Genomic DNA, 15,558 nt, shown 5'->3' on the forward strand with positions numbered 1-15,558 from the left:
CCCCCGGGGGCAGGAATGAGCGACGTCGACAGTTTCATTGATGAAGTCACCAAAGAGGTGCGCCGCGACAGGCTTTACATGCTGTTGCGCCGGTGGGGCTGGGTCGGCGTGGCCTTGGTGGTGCTGATCGTCGGGGGCGCCGCCTTCAACGAATACCGCAAGGCCCGCAGCACCGCTCAGGCCCAGGATCTGGGCGACGCGATTGTGGCGGCGATGGTTCAGAACGAACCCGCGGACCGCGCGGCGACGCTCGAGGGGATCGAGGCCCATGCGCCCGGCGGCGACACGGTGGTGAACTTCCTTTTGTCGGCCTCGCGGGCTGAGGCGGGGTCGGCTCCCCAAGCGGTCGAGCGTCTGAACGCCATAGCCGTACAGGGTGACCTGCCAGAGATCTATCGCGCGATCGCTAGCTTCAAGGCGCTGTTGCTGCAGGCCGATACCTTGCCGGCGGCGGATCGGCGTCAGCAGTTCGAGGCGCTGGCCGTGCCGGGCGCGCCTTTGCGCCTGCTGGCCCAAGAGCAGCTGGCCCTGATCGACGTCGCCGAGGGTGACGTACAGGCCGCGCTGGACCGGCTGCAGGCTTTGCGCCAGGATGCCGAGGCCGGAACCGAAATCCGGCAGCGGGCCGGGCAACTGATCGTTGCACTGGGCGGCACGCCCGAACCGGTCGTGGCTCAACAGGGTTGAGGCGCGACAGCCAGCACGCAACGCAAGACAGGCGAGTACCGATTTCCATGTCAAAACCACTTATTTCCCGCGTTGGCTTGACGGTTGCGGCAATCGCCCTGACTGCTTTGAGTGCCTGCGAAGAGCCCGAAGTCATCCTGCCCGGAGAGCGCGAAGACATTCGCCCGTCCCAGGATCTTGAAACCGTCCAGCGCAGCGGGGCCAAACCGATCAGCCTGCCTGCATCGCAGCGCAACACTGCCTGGGCGCAAAGCCCCGGCACCCAGTCCTTCCGCACCACGAATGCGGCGCTGTCAGCCACACCTCAGCGTGTCTGGTCCGTCGATATCGGCAAGGGTGATGGGCGCAAGCAGCGTATCACAGCCGAGCCGGTGGTGGCGGGCGGCCTGATCTACACGTTGGATTCCGGTGCGACGGTCTCAGCGGTGTCCCCGCAGGGGCAGGTGGCGTGGAGCACCAACCTGGTACCGCCGACCGAGCGGGACGATCAGGCCACCGGTGGCGGTCTGGCCCATGCCGACGGCGTTCTGTACGTCTCGTCGGGCTTTGGCCGGCTGACGGCGCTTGACACCAAGACGGGCGCGATCCGCTGGCAGCAGAAACTGGACGCGACCGGCAGCGGCGCACCGCTGGTGTCCGGCGGTCTGCTGTATCTGGTCGCCGGAGACCAGACCGGCTGGGCCATCGACATAAAGGACGGGCGCGTTCTGTGGCAGATCGAGGGCATCCCCAGCGTTGGCAACGTTTTGGGGGCGCCGGCGCCGGTGCTGGCCTCGGAATTCGTGGTCTTTGCCTTCGGGTCCGGCGACGTCGCCGCGGCCTTCCGCAAGGGCGGCATCCGCCGCTGGAACAGCTCGGTCGCCGGTGGGCGGCGCGGGCGCGCCGCGGCGCAGATCCTGGATGTGACCGGCGGGCCGATCGTGGCAGGAAACACGATCTATATCGGCAACCATTCCGGCCGCACCGTCGCGCTCGAGGCCGAATCCGGCGAGCGCAAGTGGACGGCTTTCGAGGGCGCGGTCGATACCGTCTGGCCGGCCGGCAACAGCGTGTTCCTGATCAGCGACCGCAGCCAACTGGTGCGGCTCGATGCCGCCGACGGTTCGGTGGTCTGGGCCGTTGATCTTCCGGGCTTCGTCAAGGACAAGCCCGGCAAGCGTGGCCCGATCTTCGCGCATTACGGCCCGATCATGGCCGGCAGTCGGATCGTCGTCGCTTCGAATGACGGGTATTTGCGGTTCTTCAATCCGGTGGACGGTGCCCTGGTGCACCAGGTCGAGGTGCCGGGCGGCGCCACCACGACCCCGGTCGTTGCCGGGCAGACCCTCTATGTGGTTTCGACCAAGGGGCAACTGCACGCTTTCCGTTAACGGCAAGATGCGCTAAAGGGCGCGTCTGAGTCTTGAAAGTAGAGTATCATGTCTTTGACCCTCGCCATCGTGGGGCGCCCCAATGTGGGCAAATCCACCCTGTTCAACCGCCTTGTGGGTAAGCGCCTTGCGCTGGTCGATGACCAGCCCGGCGTCACCCGCGACCTCCGCGAGGGCGAGGGGCGGCTGGGCGACCTGCGCTTTACCGTGATCGACACCGCGGGGCTGGAGGACGCCACTGACGACAGCCTTCAGGGCCGGATGCGGCGCCTGACCGAACGCGCGGTGGATATGGTCGATGTCTGCCTGTTCATGATCGACGCGCGCACGGGCGTCACCCCCACCGACGAGCTGTTCGCCGAGATCCTGCGCAAACGCTCAAAGCACGTGATCCTGGCGGCCAACAAGGCCGAGGGCGCGGCGGCCGATGCTGGCGTGCTCGAGGCCTACGGCCTTGGACTGGGCGAGCCGATCCGTTTGTCGGGGGAACATGGCGAGGGCATGACCGACCTCTACGCTGCGTTGATGCCTTTGGCCGACGCTATGGAGGAAAAGCAGGCCGAGGAGGCCCCCGATACCGACGTTGATCTGGACGAGGCCGGAGAGACCGAGGGCGAGACCCCCGCGATCACCGCCGCGAAGCCTCTGCAAGTGGCCGTGGTCGGCCGACCCAATGCGGGCAAGTCCACGTTGATCAACAAGATCTTGGGCGAAGACCGTCTGCTGACCGGCCCCGAGGCCGGGATCACCCGCGATGCAATCAGCCTGCGCATCGACTGGAACGGTACGCCCATGCGCATCTTTGACACTGCAGGCATGCGCAAGAAGGCCAAAGTGCAGGAAAAGCTGGAAAAGCTGTCGGTCTCGGACGGGCTGCGCGCCGTCAAATTCGCCGAGGTCGTCGTGGTGCTGCTGGACGCCGCGATCCCGTTCGAACAGCAGGATTTGCGCATCGCCGACCTGGCCGAGCGCGAGGGCCGCGCCGTGGTGGTCGCGGTCAACAAGTGGGACGTCGAAGAGCACAAGCAGGAAAAGCTGCGCGAGCTCAAGGAGGCCTTCGAGCGCCTGCTACCGCAACTGCGCGGCGCGCCGCTGGTGACGGTCTCGGCCAAGACCGGGCGCGGGCTGGACCGCCTGCACGACGCGATCCTGCGCGCCCATGATGTCTGGAACCGCCGCATTCCGACCGCGGCCCTGAACCGCTGGCTGACGGCGATGCTGGAACAGCACCCGCCGCCCGCCCCGCAGGGTCGCCGGATCAAGCTGCGTTACATGACCCAGGCCAAGACCCGCCCGCCGGGGTTCGTGGTGATGTGCTCGCACCCCGACAAGATGCCGGCCAGCTATACGCGCTATCTGGTCAACGGCCTGCGCGATGATTTCGACATGCCGGGCACCCCGATCCGTCTGACCCTGCGCGGCCAGGGGGACAAGAACCCGTACAAGGGCCGGCGAAAGAAAAATGCCGGCGCGCTGGCCAAACATCTCAAGGGCAGGGCGTAACCGCGCCAATTTTATGCATTTTCAGGTGTGGGACGTGACAGGCCCCACACATCGCGCTAGCATTTGCTGGTGCGCACCCAATTCGCGTGCAGCTTGTGCGCGGGACTCGCATGCTTGTTTTCGAAGGAACTATTGAACCGGACCATCGTGGGGAGCGGGCTGGATGGATCTGAGAGAGTACACAAGGCAATATGCGGTGCAGGACAATCGGCTTGCTGCACTGAGTTACTTTGGAACCTTTGCGGTTTATTTCGCGTCGCTGGCGCTGGCGATCGCCCATGTCGACCGCTGGTACATCCTGATCCCGGCCGGGGTGGTGTTCGCGTTTTCCGCCGTTCGGCTGTACGTGCTGCAGCACGACTGCGGGCATCATTCTCTGTTTGAAACCCGACGGCAGAACGAATGGGCCGGCCATGTCCTGTCGCCGTTCACCTTTGCGCCGTTCGAGGTGATGAAACAGAACCACAATCTGCACCATGCGGGCATCGGCAATCTGGAACATCGCGAAACCGGTGAGATCCACACCATGACCCTGCGCGAATGGAACGCGGCCGACTGGAACACGCGGCTGTTTTATCGTCTGTACCGAAACCCGTTCATCCTCGTGCCGGTCGGGGCGTTGTTCACCTATTTCATCCGCTATCGCTGGCCCAAGAACACGATGCGGTTCGGGGTACGCGGCGTGCTGCTGCACAACCTATCGATCGTGGTGTTCCTGGGGTTGCTTTACTGGATTGCCGGGCTGACCGGCATTCTGGTCTGGCTAGTGTTTTCACTGTTGGGCGGCATGCTGGGCGTGTTCCTAGTTTATCTGCAGCACAATTTCGAGGATACCTACTGGGATCGCCGCCCGGATCTGGATCCGCAGCTTGCGGCGCTGCAGGGGTCGTCGGCGCTGGATTTCGGATGGTGGTTCGACATGGCGGTGGCTTGCATCACCTTGCACGACATCCACCACTTCAACGCGCGCATCCCGTCCTATCGGTTGCGAGCCTGCCACTACAACCTGCCGGAGGAATACACGCCGCGCCGGATCAAGTTCCCCGAGGCCCTGGCCGCGCTGAACCTGAAACTTTGGGACGAAGATGCAAAGCGTTTGGTTCCATTCCCAAAAAAGAACAACTCGGGCAGCTTCGCACCCGTCAATTGATATTCGGGCCGCAGATGCCATCCGTTGGGCGTAGTGTTTGGCATGGCGCGCGGACTGGATCGCTGCCCTCGAACTTGAAAGGACATTTGAATGACATCAGTGACGAACGTGCGTGGTGTGGGCAAGGCTTTGGGTCAGGAGCTGTCACGTCAGGGAATCAAGACCGCGCAGGACCTTGCCAGTGCTGATCCTGAAAACCTGATCGCTGTTCCGCTTATCGGCAAACGGCGCGCGCAAGCGTTGATCTTGGCTGCAAACCAAGCGGTTTCAGATGGCGCAACGCCCGCCAAGCCAAACGCCCGAACAACAACCAAGCCGAGGCCGAACTCGGGCCGCGCGGTTTCAGGCAAGTCACAGGCACCGACGCAAGTCGCTGAAGACGACGCCGAGAAAGCCGCCGCGGACGCCAAGGCCCGCAAGAAAGCCAAGGCCAAGGCCAAAGCCGAGAAAGCCGCCAAAAAGAAGAAGGAGATGGAGGCGGCAATCCAGAAAGCCAAAGAAAAGATCAAGTCCAAGACAAAAAAGGATAAGAAGTCGAAGAAAGACGGCAAGGCGTCAAAAAAGGACGGTAAGTCCAAGAAATCCAAGAAAGAAAAGAAAAAGGCGAAGAAGAAATAACTTCTCCGCCTTCTGTCGTCAGGTCGCGATTCGTGTCGGATCAGGCCAGCGTGCCGTCCTTTTGCAGGGTCAGCTTGCCACCCAGATAAGGGGCCAGCACCTGGGGCAGGACCACGGTCCCGTCGGCCTGCTGGCCGTTTTCCAAAACTGCGATCAGGCAGCGCCCCACGGCCAGCCCCGAGCCGTTCAGTGTGTGCACGTATTCCGGCTTGCCGCCGCCCTCGGGGCGGAAGCGCGCATTCATCCGGCGGGCCTGGAAATCACCGCAGGTGGAAACCGAGCTGATCTCGCGATAGGTGTTCTGACCCGGCAGCCAGGCCTCGATGTCATAGGTGCGGCGCGCGCCAAAGCCCATGTCGCCTGTGCACAGGATCACGGTGCGATAGGGCACGCCCAGCTTTTCCAGGATACCCTCGGCGCAGCGCAGCATGCGCTTTTGCTCTTCGTCCGACTTGTCCGGATGCGTGACCGAGACCATCTCGACCTTCTCGAACTGGTGCTGTCGCAGCATCCCGCGCGTGTCCTTGCCGGCCGAACCAGCCTCGGAGCGGAAGCACAGCGAATGCGCGGTGTAGCGGCGCGGCAGATAGCTTTCCTCGATCATCGTGTCGTTGACGATGTTGGTCAGCGACACTTCGGAGGTCGGAATCAGCCACCACCCCTCGCGGGTCTGATAGCTATCCTCGCCGAATTTCGGCAACTGGCCGGTGCCCATCATCATCTCGGACAGAACCAGAACCGGGGCGTTCACCTCGGTCAGGCCGTTCTCGTTGATATGCGTGTCCAGCATGAACTGCGCCAGAGCCCGGTGAATGCGCGCGACGCCCCCCGAAAGCAGCACGAAACGCGAGCCCGCCAGCTTGGCCGCGGTTTCGAAATCCATGCCGTTCTGGACCGCTTCGATCTCGAAATGCTCTTTGGCGTCGAAATCGAATTCGGGCGGGGTGCCCCAGCGGTTCACCTCGACATTGTCGTTTTCGTCCTTGCCGTCCGGCACGTCCTCGGCCGGCAGGTTGGGAATGCGGATCAACTGGTCGGTCAGCAGCGCGTCCAGATCCTTGGCCTCGGTCTGCATGCGGGCGATCTCGGCCTTCTTCTCGGCCACCAGCGCGCGCAGGCGCTGGAACTCGGCCTCGTCGCCGCGGGCCTTGGCGGCGCCCACTTCCTTGCTCGCCTTGTTCTGCTCGGCCTGAGCGGTTTCGGCGGCCAGGATCTTGGCGCGGCGGGCTTCATCCAAGCGCAACAGCTCGGCCGAGATCGGCGCTTCGCCCCGGCGGGCAAGGGCAGCGTCGAAAGCGGCTGGGTTTTTGCGGATTGCGCGGATGTCATGCATGGCTCAGATCCCTGGCAAATGAATCACTTTGCCCGCTTATGCACCATCTGGCGCGCGGGGTGTAGCACCGGATTGGCCTCAATCCTCTGTGTCTTCGCTCGCTTCATGCGCAAGGTGGCCATCCCATGGCGCCGAGGGAATCTTGGGTTCGGGCGGATCGGCCATGTAGGACGGGGTCATGATCTGCACGCCGTTTTCATTGAACACCGCCACGATGTTGCGGTGGAGATCCGAGCGTATCCTGGGGATCGAATTGCCGCGGGTCGTATAGGCGTTGATCTGGTAGTTGATGGCATAGTCGGCCAGCGCGGCCCACAGAACGAACGGGGCTGGGCGGGCCTTGAGCCCCTTGGTGCGCCGCGCCGCCTCGATCAGCATCGCCTCGATCATTTCCGGCGGTTCCTCATAGCCGATCCCTACGGTGGTGTGCACCAAAAGGCCGTTGCCGTCGGTCGGTTTGGAGAAATTGATCACGTCCGAGTTCATCAGTTGCGCGTTAGGGATCGAGATCAATTCGTTCTTGATGGATTTCAGATGGGTTTCCATCAGTTTGATCTGCACGACGTCGCCGATATGGTCGCCGATCTGGATGCGGTCCCCGATCGAGGTCGACCGGCGGTAGATCACGAACAGCCCCGCCAGCATGTTGCTGACCACAGAATTCGCGCCCAGCGACAGCATCGCGCCCACCAGGATCGTCAGCCCCTGGAAGGCAGCCGAATCCGAGCCCGGTATGTAGGGCACGGCAAAGACCAGCGCGATCAGGATCACCACAACGCGGGCGATATTGAACGTGGGGTTGACCCAGTGTTTCTCGAAATCGCCCAAGTCGAAGGTTCCGGCCTCGACCGCGTCGAAGAACACGCGCATGCCCTTGATGATGTACATCGTCACCCAGGCGATCAGCGCCAGCATGATCAGGTTCGGGACATAGCTGATGATACCCCTGAAGATCAGCAGCACGGGTTCGGTCAGATAGGTGAGCAGCAAATTGGCGAAATACCGGGTCTCGGCAAAAGCCAGAAGGACGAAGGACAGGTAATAGTAGAAGCCCAGGAAAAAGATGACCAAAAGCACGAAGCTCAGCGCGTACCGGATCAGGGCGGCGATGGCCTCGGCCTGTACGCTTTTGGCGGTGGCTTCCTCGACATCGCGCAGATAGCGCCGGACAACACTCAAGGTGCGGCGTCGGATGCGCCGGTGTAGCCACAGGATGGTCACGACAAACACCGCAAAGCCCAGCGTCCAGGCACCGGCCTCGATCGCACTGGACACGCGCGCCTCGTCGGTGCGGTTGGCGCGATAAGACCGGATCGCCTCGCGGATCGCGTCGGCATGCAGGGCGGTCAAGACCTTCAGGTCAATATGGTCCAGTTCGGCATCGGCCTCGGTGACGATCGTGACAATCACCCCATCGGCCAGGATGCGGGTGCCTAGCTCGGTTTCTTCGAAGGTGATGCTGACGTCAGGCCGGTCCGACGACTCGGCCACGGTGACGATGGTGTTCTGTATGTTCTCGGCCCGTTCGGGGGCGGGCAGGGCGCTGGACCCACGAATGTGAAACAGCGTATCGCCGTCCACGATCACCGGGGCCCGGAATGCTTCGGCCTGTGCGATCTCGGCATCGGTAGGCTGGGGCGGGGCCTCTTGCGCGGTGGCAGGGGGCGACTCCACCGCTGTCAGGGTGAGGGTGCACAGCAAAAGAGCCAATCTGAACAGCGGTTTGAAAAAATGTCGCATGGGCCCTCCACTCGGCTCGAATATAGCTGAGGCGAATGGTGTTCATAGTGTATTCCTGCAACGTTTTGCCTTGGTGTGCCCTGCCGTTGCCCCATGACCGCGCGAATCCGGGGCGGCGTTGCTTGCAAAGGTCGATTGCAGGGCATAGTTTCCCGCCAAATTCGCGGCGCTCCGACCGCGACCTCAAGAAAAAAGGAATATCCCATGGAAGGTGGCGCAATCGCCCAGTTTCTCCCGCTCATTCTGATCTTTGCGATCATGTACTTCCTGCTGATCCGTCCGCAGCAGAAAAAGATGAAGGAACATCAGGCCATGGTCGAGGCCGTGCGCCGTGGCGATCAGGTGGTCACGCAGGGCGGCCTGATCGGCAAGGTGTCGAAGGTCAAGGAAGGCGAGAACGAGATCGAGGTCGAAATCGCCGATGGCGTGAAGGTCCGCGTGATCAAATCGACCATCGCTCAGGTTCTGAACAAGACCGAGCCGGCGAAGTAACTTCGCGCGACAATCGACGGAAAAGGCAGGGTAATGCTGCAAATTGACACCTGGAAGCGGGTCCTGATCTGGCTGGTCTGCGTGGTTGGCTTGCTGTTGGCCCTGCCGAACGCCTTCTACACGCGGGTCGAGCAATCGAACGACGCCAAGGCGGCTATTGAGTTGGGTAACGACACCCCTGAGATGCAGACGCAGGCCGCGCAATGGCCGAATTGGATGCCCTCGTCGCTGGTCAACCTTGGGCTTGATCTGCGCGGCGGTGCGCATCTGTTGGCCGAAGTGCAGGTCAGCGACGTGTACGAAACCCGGATGGAGGCCATGTGGCCGGAAATCCGCAACGCGCTGCGCGACGTGCGCTCCGAGGTCGGCACCATCCGCCGGCAGCCGTCAGAGCCCGATGAGATTCGCATCCGCATCAGTCAGCCCGAAGGCATGCCCCGCGCATTGGAGGTGGTGCGTGGCCTGGCCCGCCCGATCCAATCCCTGACCGGGGCGGGCGCCACCGATATCGACGTGCGCGCCGAGGGCGACACCATCGTGGTGCAATTGTCCGAGGCCGAGAAACTGGCCTCTGACGATCGCACCGTGCGCCAGGCGCTGGAGATCGTGCGCCGCCGGATCGACGAGGTCGGTACCCGCGAACCCACGATCCAGCGCCAGGGCACCGACCGAATCCTGATCCAGGTGCCCGGAATCGGCAGCGCCAGCGAACTGAAAGAGATCATCGGCACCACCGCACAGTTGACCTTCAACCCCGTGGTCTCGCGCGGGACGGACCCTGACGCCCCGGCGGGCATAGGCGAAAAGGTCGTGCCCTCGATCGACGAAAACGGCGTTTACTACACCATCGAGGCCGCCCCCGTCGTGACTGGCGAGGAACTGGTGGACGCGCAGCCGTCCTTCGACCAGAACGGCCGCCCGGCCGTCAGTTTCCGGTTCAATACTACGGGTGCACGCAAGTTCGGCGACTATACCCGTGACAATATCGGTGCGCCCTTCGCCATCGTGCTGGACGACGAAGTCATCTCGGCCCCGGTCATCCAGAGCCACATCCCCGGCGGCTCGGGCATCATCACCGGCAATTTCACCGTCGAGGAAAGCACCAACCTGGCCGTCCTGCTGCGAGCCGGTGCACTGCCCGCGGGGCTGGAGTTCCTGGAAGAACGCACCATCGGCCCCGAATTGGGGCAGGACAGCATCGAGGCGGGCAAGGTGGCCACCATCGTTGCTTTCGCGGCGGTGCTGGTCTTCATGGCCCTCAGCTATGGCCTATTCGGCATCTTCGCCAACATCGCGCTGCTGATCAACGTGGGCTTGATCTTTGGCCTTCTGTCCCTGATCGGGGCAACGCTGACCCTGCCGGGCATTGCGGGCATCGTTCTGACGGTGGGCATGGCGGTGGACGCCAACGTTCTGATCTTCGAGCGCATCCGCGAGGAACTGAAATCGTCGAAAGGCCCCGCCCGCGCGATCGAGCTGGGCTATGAAAAGGCGCTGTCGGCCATTTTGGACGCCAACGTCACCACTTTTATCACCGCCGTGATCCTGTTCGCCATGGGCAGTGGTCCGGTACGCGGCTTTGCCATCACATTGGGCCTGGGCATCCTGACGTCGGTGTTCACCGCGATCTTCGTGACGCGCTTGATGGTGGTCATGTGGTTCGAGCGCCGCCGCCCGAAAACGATCGAGGTTTGACATGAGACTGAAACTCGTACCCGAAAGCACCTCGTTCGATTTTTTCAGCCGCTGGAAGCTGTGGCTGGGCATCTCAGGGCTGATGATGGTCATCGCCTTCACGTCGTTCCTGCTCCAGGGCCTGAACTTTGGCATCGACTTCCGCGGCGGCACCACGATCCGTACGCAAAGTGCGCAGGAAATCGATGTGGGTCTGTACCGGGATGCGATCACCCCGCTGGGCCTGGGCGACGTGTCGATCACCGAAGTGTTTGATCCCACCTTCGGCCCGGATGAAAACGTGGCCATGATCCGCATTCAGGCACAGGACGACGCCGAGGCCGTCTCGGCCGCGACCATCACCGCGGTCGAAGATGCGTTGCGGGCCGTCGTGCCCGATATCCAGTTCGTGTCAGTCGAATCGGTGGGTCCCAAGGTCTCGGGCGAGTTGATCCAGACCGCCGTGATCGCCGTGGTTCTGGCGATCGGGGCGGTGCTGGTCTACATCTGGCTGCGCTTCGAATGGCAGTTCGCGCTGGGTGCCGTGGCCGCGCTGGTGCATGACGTGCTGCTGACGATCGGCATCTTCTCGGAACTGCAGATCCGCTTCGATCTGGCGATCATCGCCGCCCTGCTGACCATCGTCGGCTATTCGCTGAACGACACCGTAGTCGTTTTCGACCGGGTGCGCGAAAATCTGCGCAAATACAAGAAAAAAGACCTGAAAGAGGTTCTGAACCTCTCGATCAACGAGACTCTCAGCCGGACGGTGATGACCTCGGTCACCACCCTGTTGGCGCTGATCTCGCTCTATGTCCTGGGCGGCGACGTGATCCGTGGGTTCGTCTTCGCAATGATCTGGGGCGTGATCGTGGGGACCTATTCGTCGGTCTTCGTTGCCTCGACCATCCTGCTGTGGCTGGGGGTCAAACGTGACTGGTCCAAGCCGTCGAACACGGCCGGAAACCAGTTTGCCAATATCGACGCCTGATCTGTTCGGCCAGCCCCCTGCGGGGCTGGCCATTGTCGTTTTCGCGGCGCTTCTGGGCGGCATCGTACGCGGGTTCACTGGGTTTGGCACCGCGCTGGTTTTTCTGCCCCTCGCAACGCCGCATCTGGGTCCGTTCGGCGCCCTGATCGCCCTGACCTGCATGGATGTGTTTGGCCCTCTGCCGAACCTGCGCCGCGCCTGGGCCCATGTCGAACGCTCCGATCTGACACGGCTGATCACGGGATGCGCCCTGACCTTGCCGGTGGGTCTGTGGGTGCTGTCGCAGGTCCCGCCCGAGGTGTTCCGATATACTGTCAGCACGCTCAGTCTTTCCATGCTGGCGGCGCTGGTCCTTGGCCTGCGCTACACCGGACCGGTCCGGCGTGGCATGGTCACGGCCATCGGCGCGGCGGCGGGCTTCCTCGGTGGTGTCGCGGGGTTGCCCGGGCCTGCCGTCATCCTGTTCTACATGTCGCGGCCGCTGCCGGTGGCGGTCATTCGCGCGACGGTTCTTCTGTTTCTGTTTGCCTTCGATTTCCTGATCTTCGGATATCTCGGCTTGATGGGCCGCCTCACGGTTGAAACGACCGTGCTGGGCCTGGCGCTTGCGATCCCGAACTTGCTGGGCAATTGGCTGGGCGGATGGCTGTTCCGTCCGACGCGAGACCGCCTTTACCGCGCTATTGCCTATGTCGCCATCGCCGCATCGGCCTTGTCGGGCCTGCCGCTTTGGGGCTAAAAGACCTTATGCGCTTGAACGAGATCACTTTCACCGACGCCGCCCCAATAGACGGCTACGGCCCCGGATTCTTCCGCATCGGCGGTCAGGTGTTCCACGGCGCCGTCCTGACGGGCCCCAGCGGAACCGGCCCTTGGTCAGGCCTGCAGGACCCGGCGCCCTTGCTGGGACTCGCCGCGCAGATTGACGTGCTGTTCATCGGCACCGGCGCCGTTCTGTCGCAGATCCCGTTCGAATTGCGCACAGCCCTCGAGGAGGCCGGCATCGGGGTCGAGATCATGAACTCGCCCGCCGCCTGCCGCACCTACAACGTGCTGTTGTCCGAAGGCCGCCGGATCGCTCTGGCCCTGTTGCCAGTCTGACCCCTTCATTTGGCCCCAAATATCCCGGGGTGCGTGAGGGGCTGGCCCCTCACATCCCACCCGCGAACAGGCCCTGCGGCAAATCCGACCTTTTTCCTCCGCAACCAATCGGATAAGCGGGTCTCATGACATTGACCGTGACCGATCTTGCCATCGCCCGAGGGGGTGTGCCCGTGCTCGAAGGCCTCAGTTTCGCGCTGGCCCCGGGTAAGGCGCTGATCCTGCGCGGCCCGAACGGGATCGGCAAGACCACCCTCTTGCGCACGCTGGCCGGGCTGCAACAGCCGCTTTCGGGACGGATTGAGGGGGCAGAGGACCGGATCGCCTATGCCGCCCATTCCGACGGGCTGAAACCCACCCTGACCGTGACCGAGAACCTGACCTTCTGGGCCTCGGTCTTTGGCACGCGCGACATCCAGCCCGCGCTGGATGCCTTTGCGCTGAACGAACTGGCTGATCGTCACGCAGGCAACCTGTCGGCGGGTCAGAAACGCCGGCTGGGTTTGGCCCGAATGCTGGTGACCGGCCGCCCGATCTGGATGCTGGACGAACCCACCGTGTCACTGGACAAGACCGCGGTGGCGATGTTCGCCGATGCGGTGCGGGCGCATCTGGGGCAGGGCGGCTCGGCCCTGATTGCCACCCATATCGACCTGGGCCTCGATGGTGAGGTCTTGGATGTCGGCCCCAACAAGGCGCGCCCCACGGCGCTGGATGACTTCGACGGAGGCTTCCTGTGATCGCCCTGCTGTTGCGTGACCTGAAACTGTCCTTCCGCGCGGGCGGAGGGTTCGGCCTCGGGCTGGCCTTCTTCCTGATCGTCACCGTTCTGGTGCCGTTCTCTGTAGGTCCGCAATCATCACTGCTGGCGACCATCGCGCCGGGGGTGCTGTGGCTGGGCGCATTGCTGGCCTGTCTGCTGTCGCTCGATCGCCTGCTGGCCTTGGATTGGGAGGACGGGTCGCTGGACCTGCTGGCCACCGCGCCGCTGCCGCTGGAGGCGGTGGCCGCGATCAAGGCCTTGGCACATTGGATCACCACCGGTCTGCCGCTGGTGCTAGCCGCGCCGGTGCTTGGGGTGCTGCTGAACCTGCCTGGCCCCGGTTTTGGCTGGCTGGTCGTCTCTCTGTTGATCGGCACGCCCGCGCTCAGCGTGATCGGCACTTTCGGCGCAGCCCTGACCGTGGGGCTCAAGCGCGGCGGCCTTCTGCTGTCGCTGCTGGTGCTGCCGCTTTACGTGCCCACGCTGATCTTCGGGGCCGAGGTGGCCCGTCGCGGCGCCACCGGGATGGAGACCGCCACACCTCTGCTGATGCTGGCCGGGATCACCGCCGCAACCATCGCCCTGCTACCCTTTGCCAGCGCCGCGGTTCTCCGCGTCAATCTGCGTTGACCGATGTCAATTGAGAACCGCCCCGAGACGGACTAGATAAGCGCCATGTCGATAGCATCCAAAGCCAACGCCCTCTGGGAATACGCAAACCCCAAGAAGTTCCTCACCACGACCGAGCGCGTGCTGCCGTTCTTCTGGATCAGCTCTGCCGTCTGTCTGGTGATCGGTCTTGTCTGGGGTTTTTTCTTCACGCCTGACGACTACAAGCAAGGGTCGACGGTCAAGATCATCTACCTGCATGTGCCATCGGCCCTGATGGCGATCAATTGCTGGATTATGATGCTGGTCACGTCGCTGGTCTGGCTGGTGCGCCGTCACCATGTCAGCGCGCTTGCAGCACGCGCCGCCGCGCCGGTAGGCATCGTAATGACGCTGATCGCGCTGGCGACCGGGGCCATCTGGGGACAGCCCATGTGGGGCACCTGGTGGGCCTGGGATCCGCGCCTGACCTCGTTCCTGATCCTGTTCCTTTTCTATTTGGGCTACGTCGCCCTGTGGGAGGCGATCGAGGATCCGGATACTGCGGCCGACCTGACCTCGGTTCTATGTCTGGTCGGTTCGGTCTTTGCCTTCCTCAGCCGCTATGCGGTCAATTTCTGGAATCAAGGCCTGCATCAGGGTGCCTCGGTCATGCGGGTCGGGGCGGTTACCGGCACGGATACCGAGGAAAAGGTCAGCAACGTGTTCTTCTACCCGCTGCTGACCTGCATCATCGGCTTCGTGCTGCTGTTCATCGCGCTGGTCCTGTATCGGACCGGCACCGAAATCCGCGCGCGGCGCATCAAGGCGCTGCTGGCACGGGAAAGGGTAAACGGATGATGCCTGATCTGGGAAAATACGCCGAAACGGTTCTGTCCTCCTACGCGGCCTCGATCGTCCTGCTGGTGGCGCTGGTGGTTTTCAGCATACTGCGTGGGCGCAAGGTTCGGGCCGAGATGGAAAAGATTGAACAGAGGATGTCGCGCAATGGCTAAGATCTCGCCCTTGATGATTGCTCCGCCGCTGATTTTCGGCGCCTTCGCCGTGCTGGCGGCCATCGGCATGTTCCGCGAAGATCCCAACGCGCTGCCCTCGGCCCGCGAAGGCCAGCCCGCGCCGCCCGTTGTCCTGACCGAGTTTCCGGGCAAACAGGGGTTCGACGACGCAACCCTGCGCGACGGTCAGGTCAAGCTGGTGAACTATTGGGCCAGCTGGTGTGCACCCTGCCGTGCCGAGCATCCGAACCTCGAGAAACTGGCGCAGGAAGGTATTCCGGTCTACGGCATCAACTACAAAGACAAGCTTGCCAATGCCGATGCGTTCCTGGCCGAGCTGGGCGATCCCTATGCCGCCATCGGGCGCGATGAAAACGGCCGCATGGGGTTGGACTGGGGCGTCTACGGCGTGCCCGAGACCTACGTGATCGACGGTGACGGCACGATCATCCTGCGGTTTGCCGGCCCGATCACCCAGCGCGTGATCGAAAACACCATTCGCCCGGCGCTGGAGAAAGCCGCCGCGCAGTAG

The 15,558-nt window shown here is 63.1% G+C and carries 17 protein-coding genes; 15 read left to right on the top strand and 2 right to left on the bottom strand.

Going from position 1 to position 15,558, the window contains the following annotated elements:
• Window positions 1–15: 15 nt before the first annotated feature.
• From AC2FMD_RS05525 to AC2FMD_RS05545, 5 genes are all read left to right on the top strand, one after another.
• Window positions 16–687 (top strand): hypothetical protein, encoded by a 672-nt coding sequence (locus AC2FMD_RS05525; protein ID WP_496794782.1) that lies wholly within the window; start codon window positions 16–18, stop codon window positions 685–687.
• A gap of 47 nt (window positions 688–734) precedes the next feature.
• Window positions 735–2,057, top strand: a complete 1,323-nt coding sequence (locus AC2FMD_RS05530) for a PQQ-like beta-propeller repeat protein (RefSeq protein ID WP_496794783.1) — start codon at window positions 735–737, stop codon at window positions 2,055–2,057.
• Between the two features lie 48 nt (window positions 2,058–2,105).
• Window positions 2,106–3,560: a ribosome biogenesis GTPase Der gene (gene der / locus AC2FMD_RS05535; RefSeq protein WP_496740855.1), complete on the top strand. Its 1,455-nt coding sequence runs from the start codon at window positions 2,106–2,108 to the stop codon at window positions 3,558–3,560.
• Between the two features lie 163 nt (window positions 3,561–3,723).
• Window positions 3,724–4,710: a fatty acid desaturase gene (locus AC2FMD_RS05540; RefSeq protein WP_496740853.1), complete on the top strand. Its 987-nt coding sequence runs from the start codon at window positions 3,724–3,726 to the stop codon at window positions 4,708–4,710.
• Between the two features lie 90 nt (window positions 4,711–4,800).
• A complete protein-coding gene (locus AC2FMD_RS05545; protein ID WP_496740851.1) occupies window positions 4,801–5,328 on the top strand; it encodes a helix-hairpin-helix domain-containing protein in 528 nt (175 codons plus the stop codon).
• Window positions 5,329–5,368: 40 nt separating this feature from the next.
• Here the strand turns inward: AC2FMD_RS05545 and serS are convergent, their stop codons facing one another.
• The gene (gene serS, locus AC2FMD_RS05550) at window positions 5,369–6,661 is read right to left on the bottom strand and encodes a serine--tRNA ligase (RefSeq protein ID WP_496740849.1); all 1,293 of its coding nucleotides are present in this window, start codon (window positions 6,659–6,661) and stop codon (window positions 5,369–5,371) included.
• Between the two features lie 78 nt (window positions 6,662–6,739).
• On the bottom strand, window positions 6,740–8,401 hold the full coding sequence (locus AC2FMD_RS05555; RefSeq protein ID WP_496794784.1) for a mechanosensitive ion channel family protein: 1,662 nt from the start codon (window positions 8,399–8,401) through the stop codon (window positions 6,740–6,742).
• Window positions 8,402–8,605: 204 nt separating this feature from the next.
• On the opposite strand from AC2FMD_RS05555, the gene yajC reads away from it, so the two are divergent.
• From yajC to AC2FMD_RS05605, 10 genes are all read left to right on the top strand, one after another.
• A complete protein-coding gene (yajC, locus tag AC2FMD_RS05560; RefSeq protein WP_073279584.1) occupies window positions 8,606–8,893 on the top strand; it encodes a preprotein translocase subunit YajC in 288 nt (95 codons plus the stop codon).
• A 33-nt stretch (window positions 8,894–8,926) separates the two neighbouring features.
• Entirely contained in the window at window positions 8,927–10,588 is a 1,662-nt protein-coding gene (secD, locus tag AC2FMD_RS05565) for a protein translocase subunit SecD (protein ID WP_496686570.1), read from the top strand.
• 1 nt (window position 10,589) lies between these two features.
• On the top strand, window positions 10,590–11,558 hold the full coding sequence (gene secF, locus AC2FMD_RS05570; RefSeq protein ID WP_496681258.1) for a protein translocase subunit SecF: 969 nt from the start codon (window positions 10,590–10,592) through the stop codon (window positions 11,556–11,558).
• A complete protein-coding gene (locus AC2FMD_RS05575) occupies window positions 11,539–12,297 on the top strand; it encodes a TSUP family transporter (RefSeq protein ID WP_496740846.1) in 759 nt (252 codons plus the stop codon). The genes secF and AC2FMD_RS05575 overlap by 20 nt, the downstream gene beginning before the upstream one ends.
• 8 nt (window positions 12,298–12,305) lie before the next feature.
• Window positions 12,306–12,659, top strand: a complete 354-nt coding sequence (locus tag AC2FMD_RS05580) for an Mth938-like domain-containing protein (protein ID WP_496711953.1) — start codon at window positions 12,306–12,308, stop codon at window positions 12,657–12,659.
• Between the two features lie 125 nt (window positions 12,660–12,784).
• Complete coding sequence (gene ccmA / locus AC2FMD_RS05585) at window positions 12,785–13,399, top strand: heme ABC exporter ATP-binding protein CcmA (protein WP_496740844.1); 615 nt, start codon at window positions 12,785–12,787, stop codon at window positions 13,397–13,399.
• The gene (ccmB, locus tag AC2FMD_RS05590) at window positions 13,396–14,052 is read left to right on the top strand and encodes a heme exporter protein CcmB (protein ID WP_496711955.1); all 657 of its coding nucleotides are present in this window, start codon (window positions 13,396–13,398) and stop codon (window positions 14,050–14,052) included. The genes ccmA and ccmB overlap by 4 nt, the downstream gene beginning before the upstream one ends.
• 45 nt (window positions 14,053–14,097) lie before the next feature.
• Window positions 14,098–14,871, top strand: coding sequence for a heme ABC transporter permease (locus tag AC2FMD_RS05595; protein WP_496686559.1), 774 nt, complete (start codon window positions 14,098–14,100; stop codon window positions 14,869–14,871).
• On the top strand, window positions 14,868–15,026 hold the full coding sequence (gene ccmD / locus AC2FMD_RS05600) for a heme exporter protein CcmD (RefSeq protein WP_005982370.1): 159 nt from the start codon (window positions 14,868–14,870) through the stop codon (window positions 15,024–15,026). Before AC2FMD_RS05595 ends, ccmD begins: the two co-directional genes overlap by 4 nt.
• Window positions 15,019–15,558: a DsbE family thiol:disulfide interchange protein gene (locus AC2FMD_RS05605; RefSeq protein WP_496681274.1), complete on the top strand. Its 540-nt coding sequence runs from the start codon at window positions 15,019–15,021 to the stop codon at window positions 15,556–15,558. The genes ccmD and AC2FMD_RS05605 overlap by 8 nt, the downstream gene beginning before the upstream one ends.

Source organism: Ruegeria sp. BHSC276, assembly GCF_059612945.1.

Bases quoted from the DNA above. Each gene is read 5' to 3' on its own strand.
- secD (WP_496686570.1), top strand. From the start codon at position 8,927: ATGCTGCAAATTGACACCTGGAAGCGGGTCCTGATCTGGCTGGTCTGC.
- ccmD (WP_005982370.1), top strand. From the start codon at position 14,868: ATGATGCCTGATCTGGGAAAATACGCCGAAACGGTTCTGTCCTCCTAC.
- AC2FMD_RS05555 (WP_496794784.1), bottom strand. From the start codon at position 8,401: ATGCGACATTTTTTCAAACCGCTGTTCAGATTGGCTCTTTTGCTGTGC.
- yajC (WP_073279584.1), top strand. From the start codon at position 8,606: ATGGAAGGTGGCGCAATCGCCCAGTTTCTCCCGCTCATTCTGATCTTT.
- AC2FMD_RS05605 (WP_496681274.1), top strand. From the start codon at position 15,019: ATGGCTAAGATCTCGCCCTTGATGATTGCTCCGCCGCTGATTTTCGGC.
- AC2FMD_RS05525 (WP_496794782.1), top strand. From the start codon at position 16: ATGAGCGACGTCGACAGTTTCATTGATGAAGTCACCAAAGAGGTGCGC.
- AC2FMD_RS05540 (WP_496740853.1), top strand. From the start codon at position 3,724: ATGGATCTGAGAGAGTACACAAGGCAATATGCGGTGCAGGACAATCGG.
- AC2FMD_RS05530 (WP_496794783.1), top strand. From the start codon at position 735: ATGTCAAAACCACTTATTTCCCGCGTTGGCTTGACGGTTGCGGCAATC.
- AC2FMD_RS05545 (WP_496740851.1), top strand. From the start codon at position 4,801: ATGACATCAGTGACGAACGTGCGTGGTGTGGGCAAGGCTTTGGGTCAG.
- ccmA (WP_496740844.1), top strand. From the start codon at position 12,785: ATGACATTGACCGTGACCGATCTTGCCATCGCCCGAGGGGGTGTGCCC.
- AC2FMD_RS05595 (WP_496686559.1), top strand. From the start codon at position 14,098: ATGTCGATAGCATCCAAAGCCAACGCCCTCTGGGAATACGCAAACCCC.
- AC2FMD_RS05580 (WP_496711953.1), top strand. From the start codon at position 12,306: ATGCGCTTGAACGAGATCACTTTCACCGACGCCGCCCCAATAGACGGC.
- serS (WP_496740849.1), bottom strand. From the start codon at position 6,661: ATGCATGACATCCGCGCAATCCGCAAAAACCCAGCCGCTTTCGACGCT.
- secF (WP_496681258.1), top strand. From the start codon at position 10,590: ATGAGACTGAAACTCGTACCCGAAAGCACCTCGTTCGATTTTTTCAGC.
- der (WP_496740855.1), top strand. From the start codon at position 2,106: ATGTCTTTGACCCTCGCCATCGTGGGGCGCCCCAATGTGGGCAAATCC.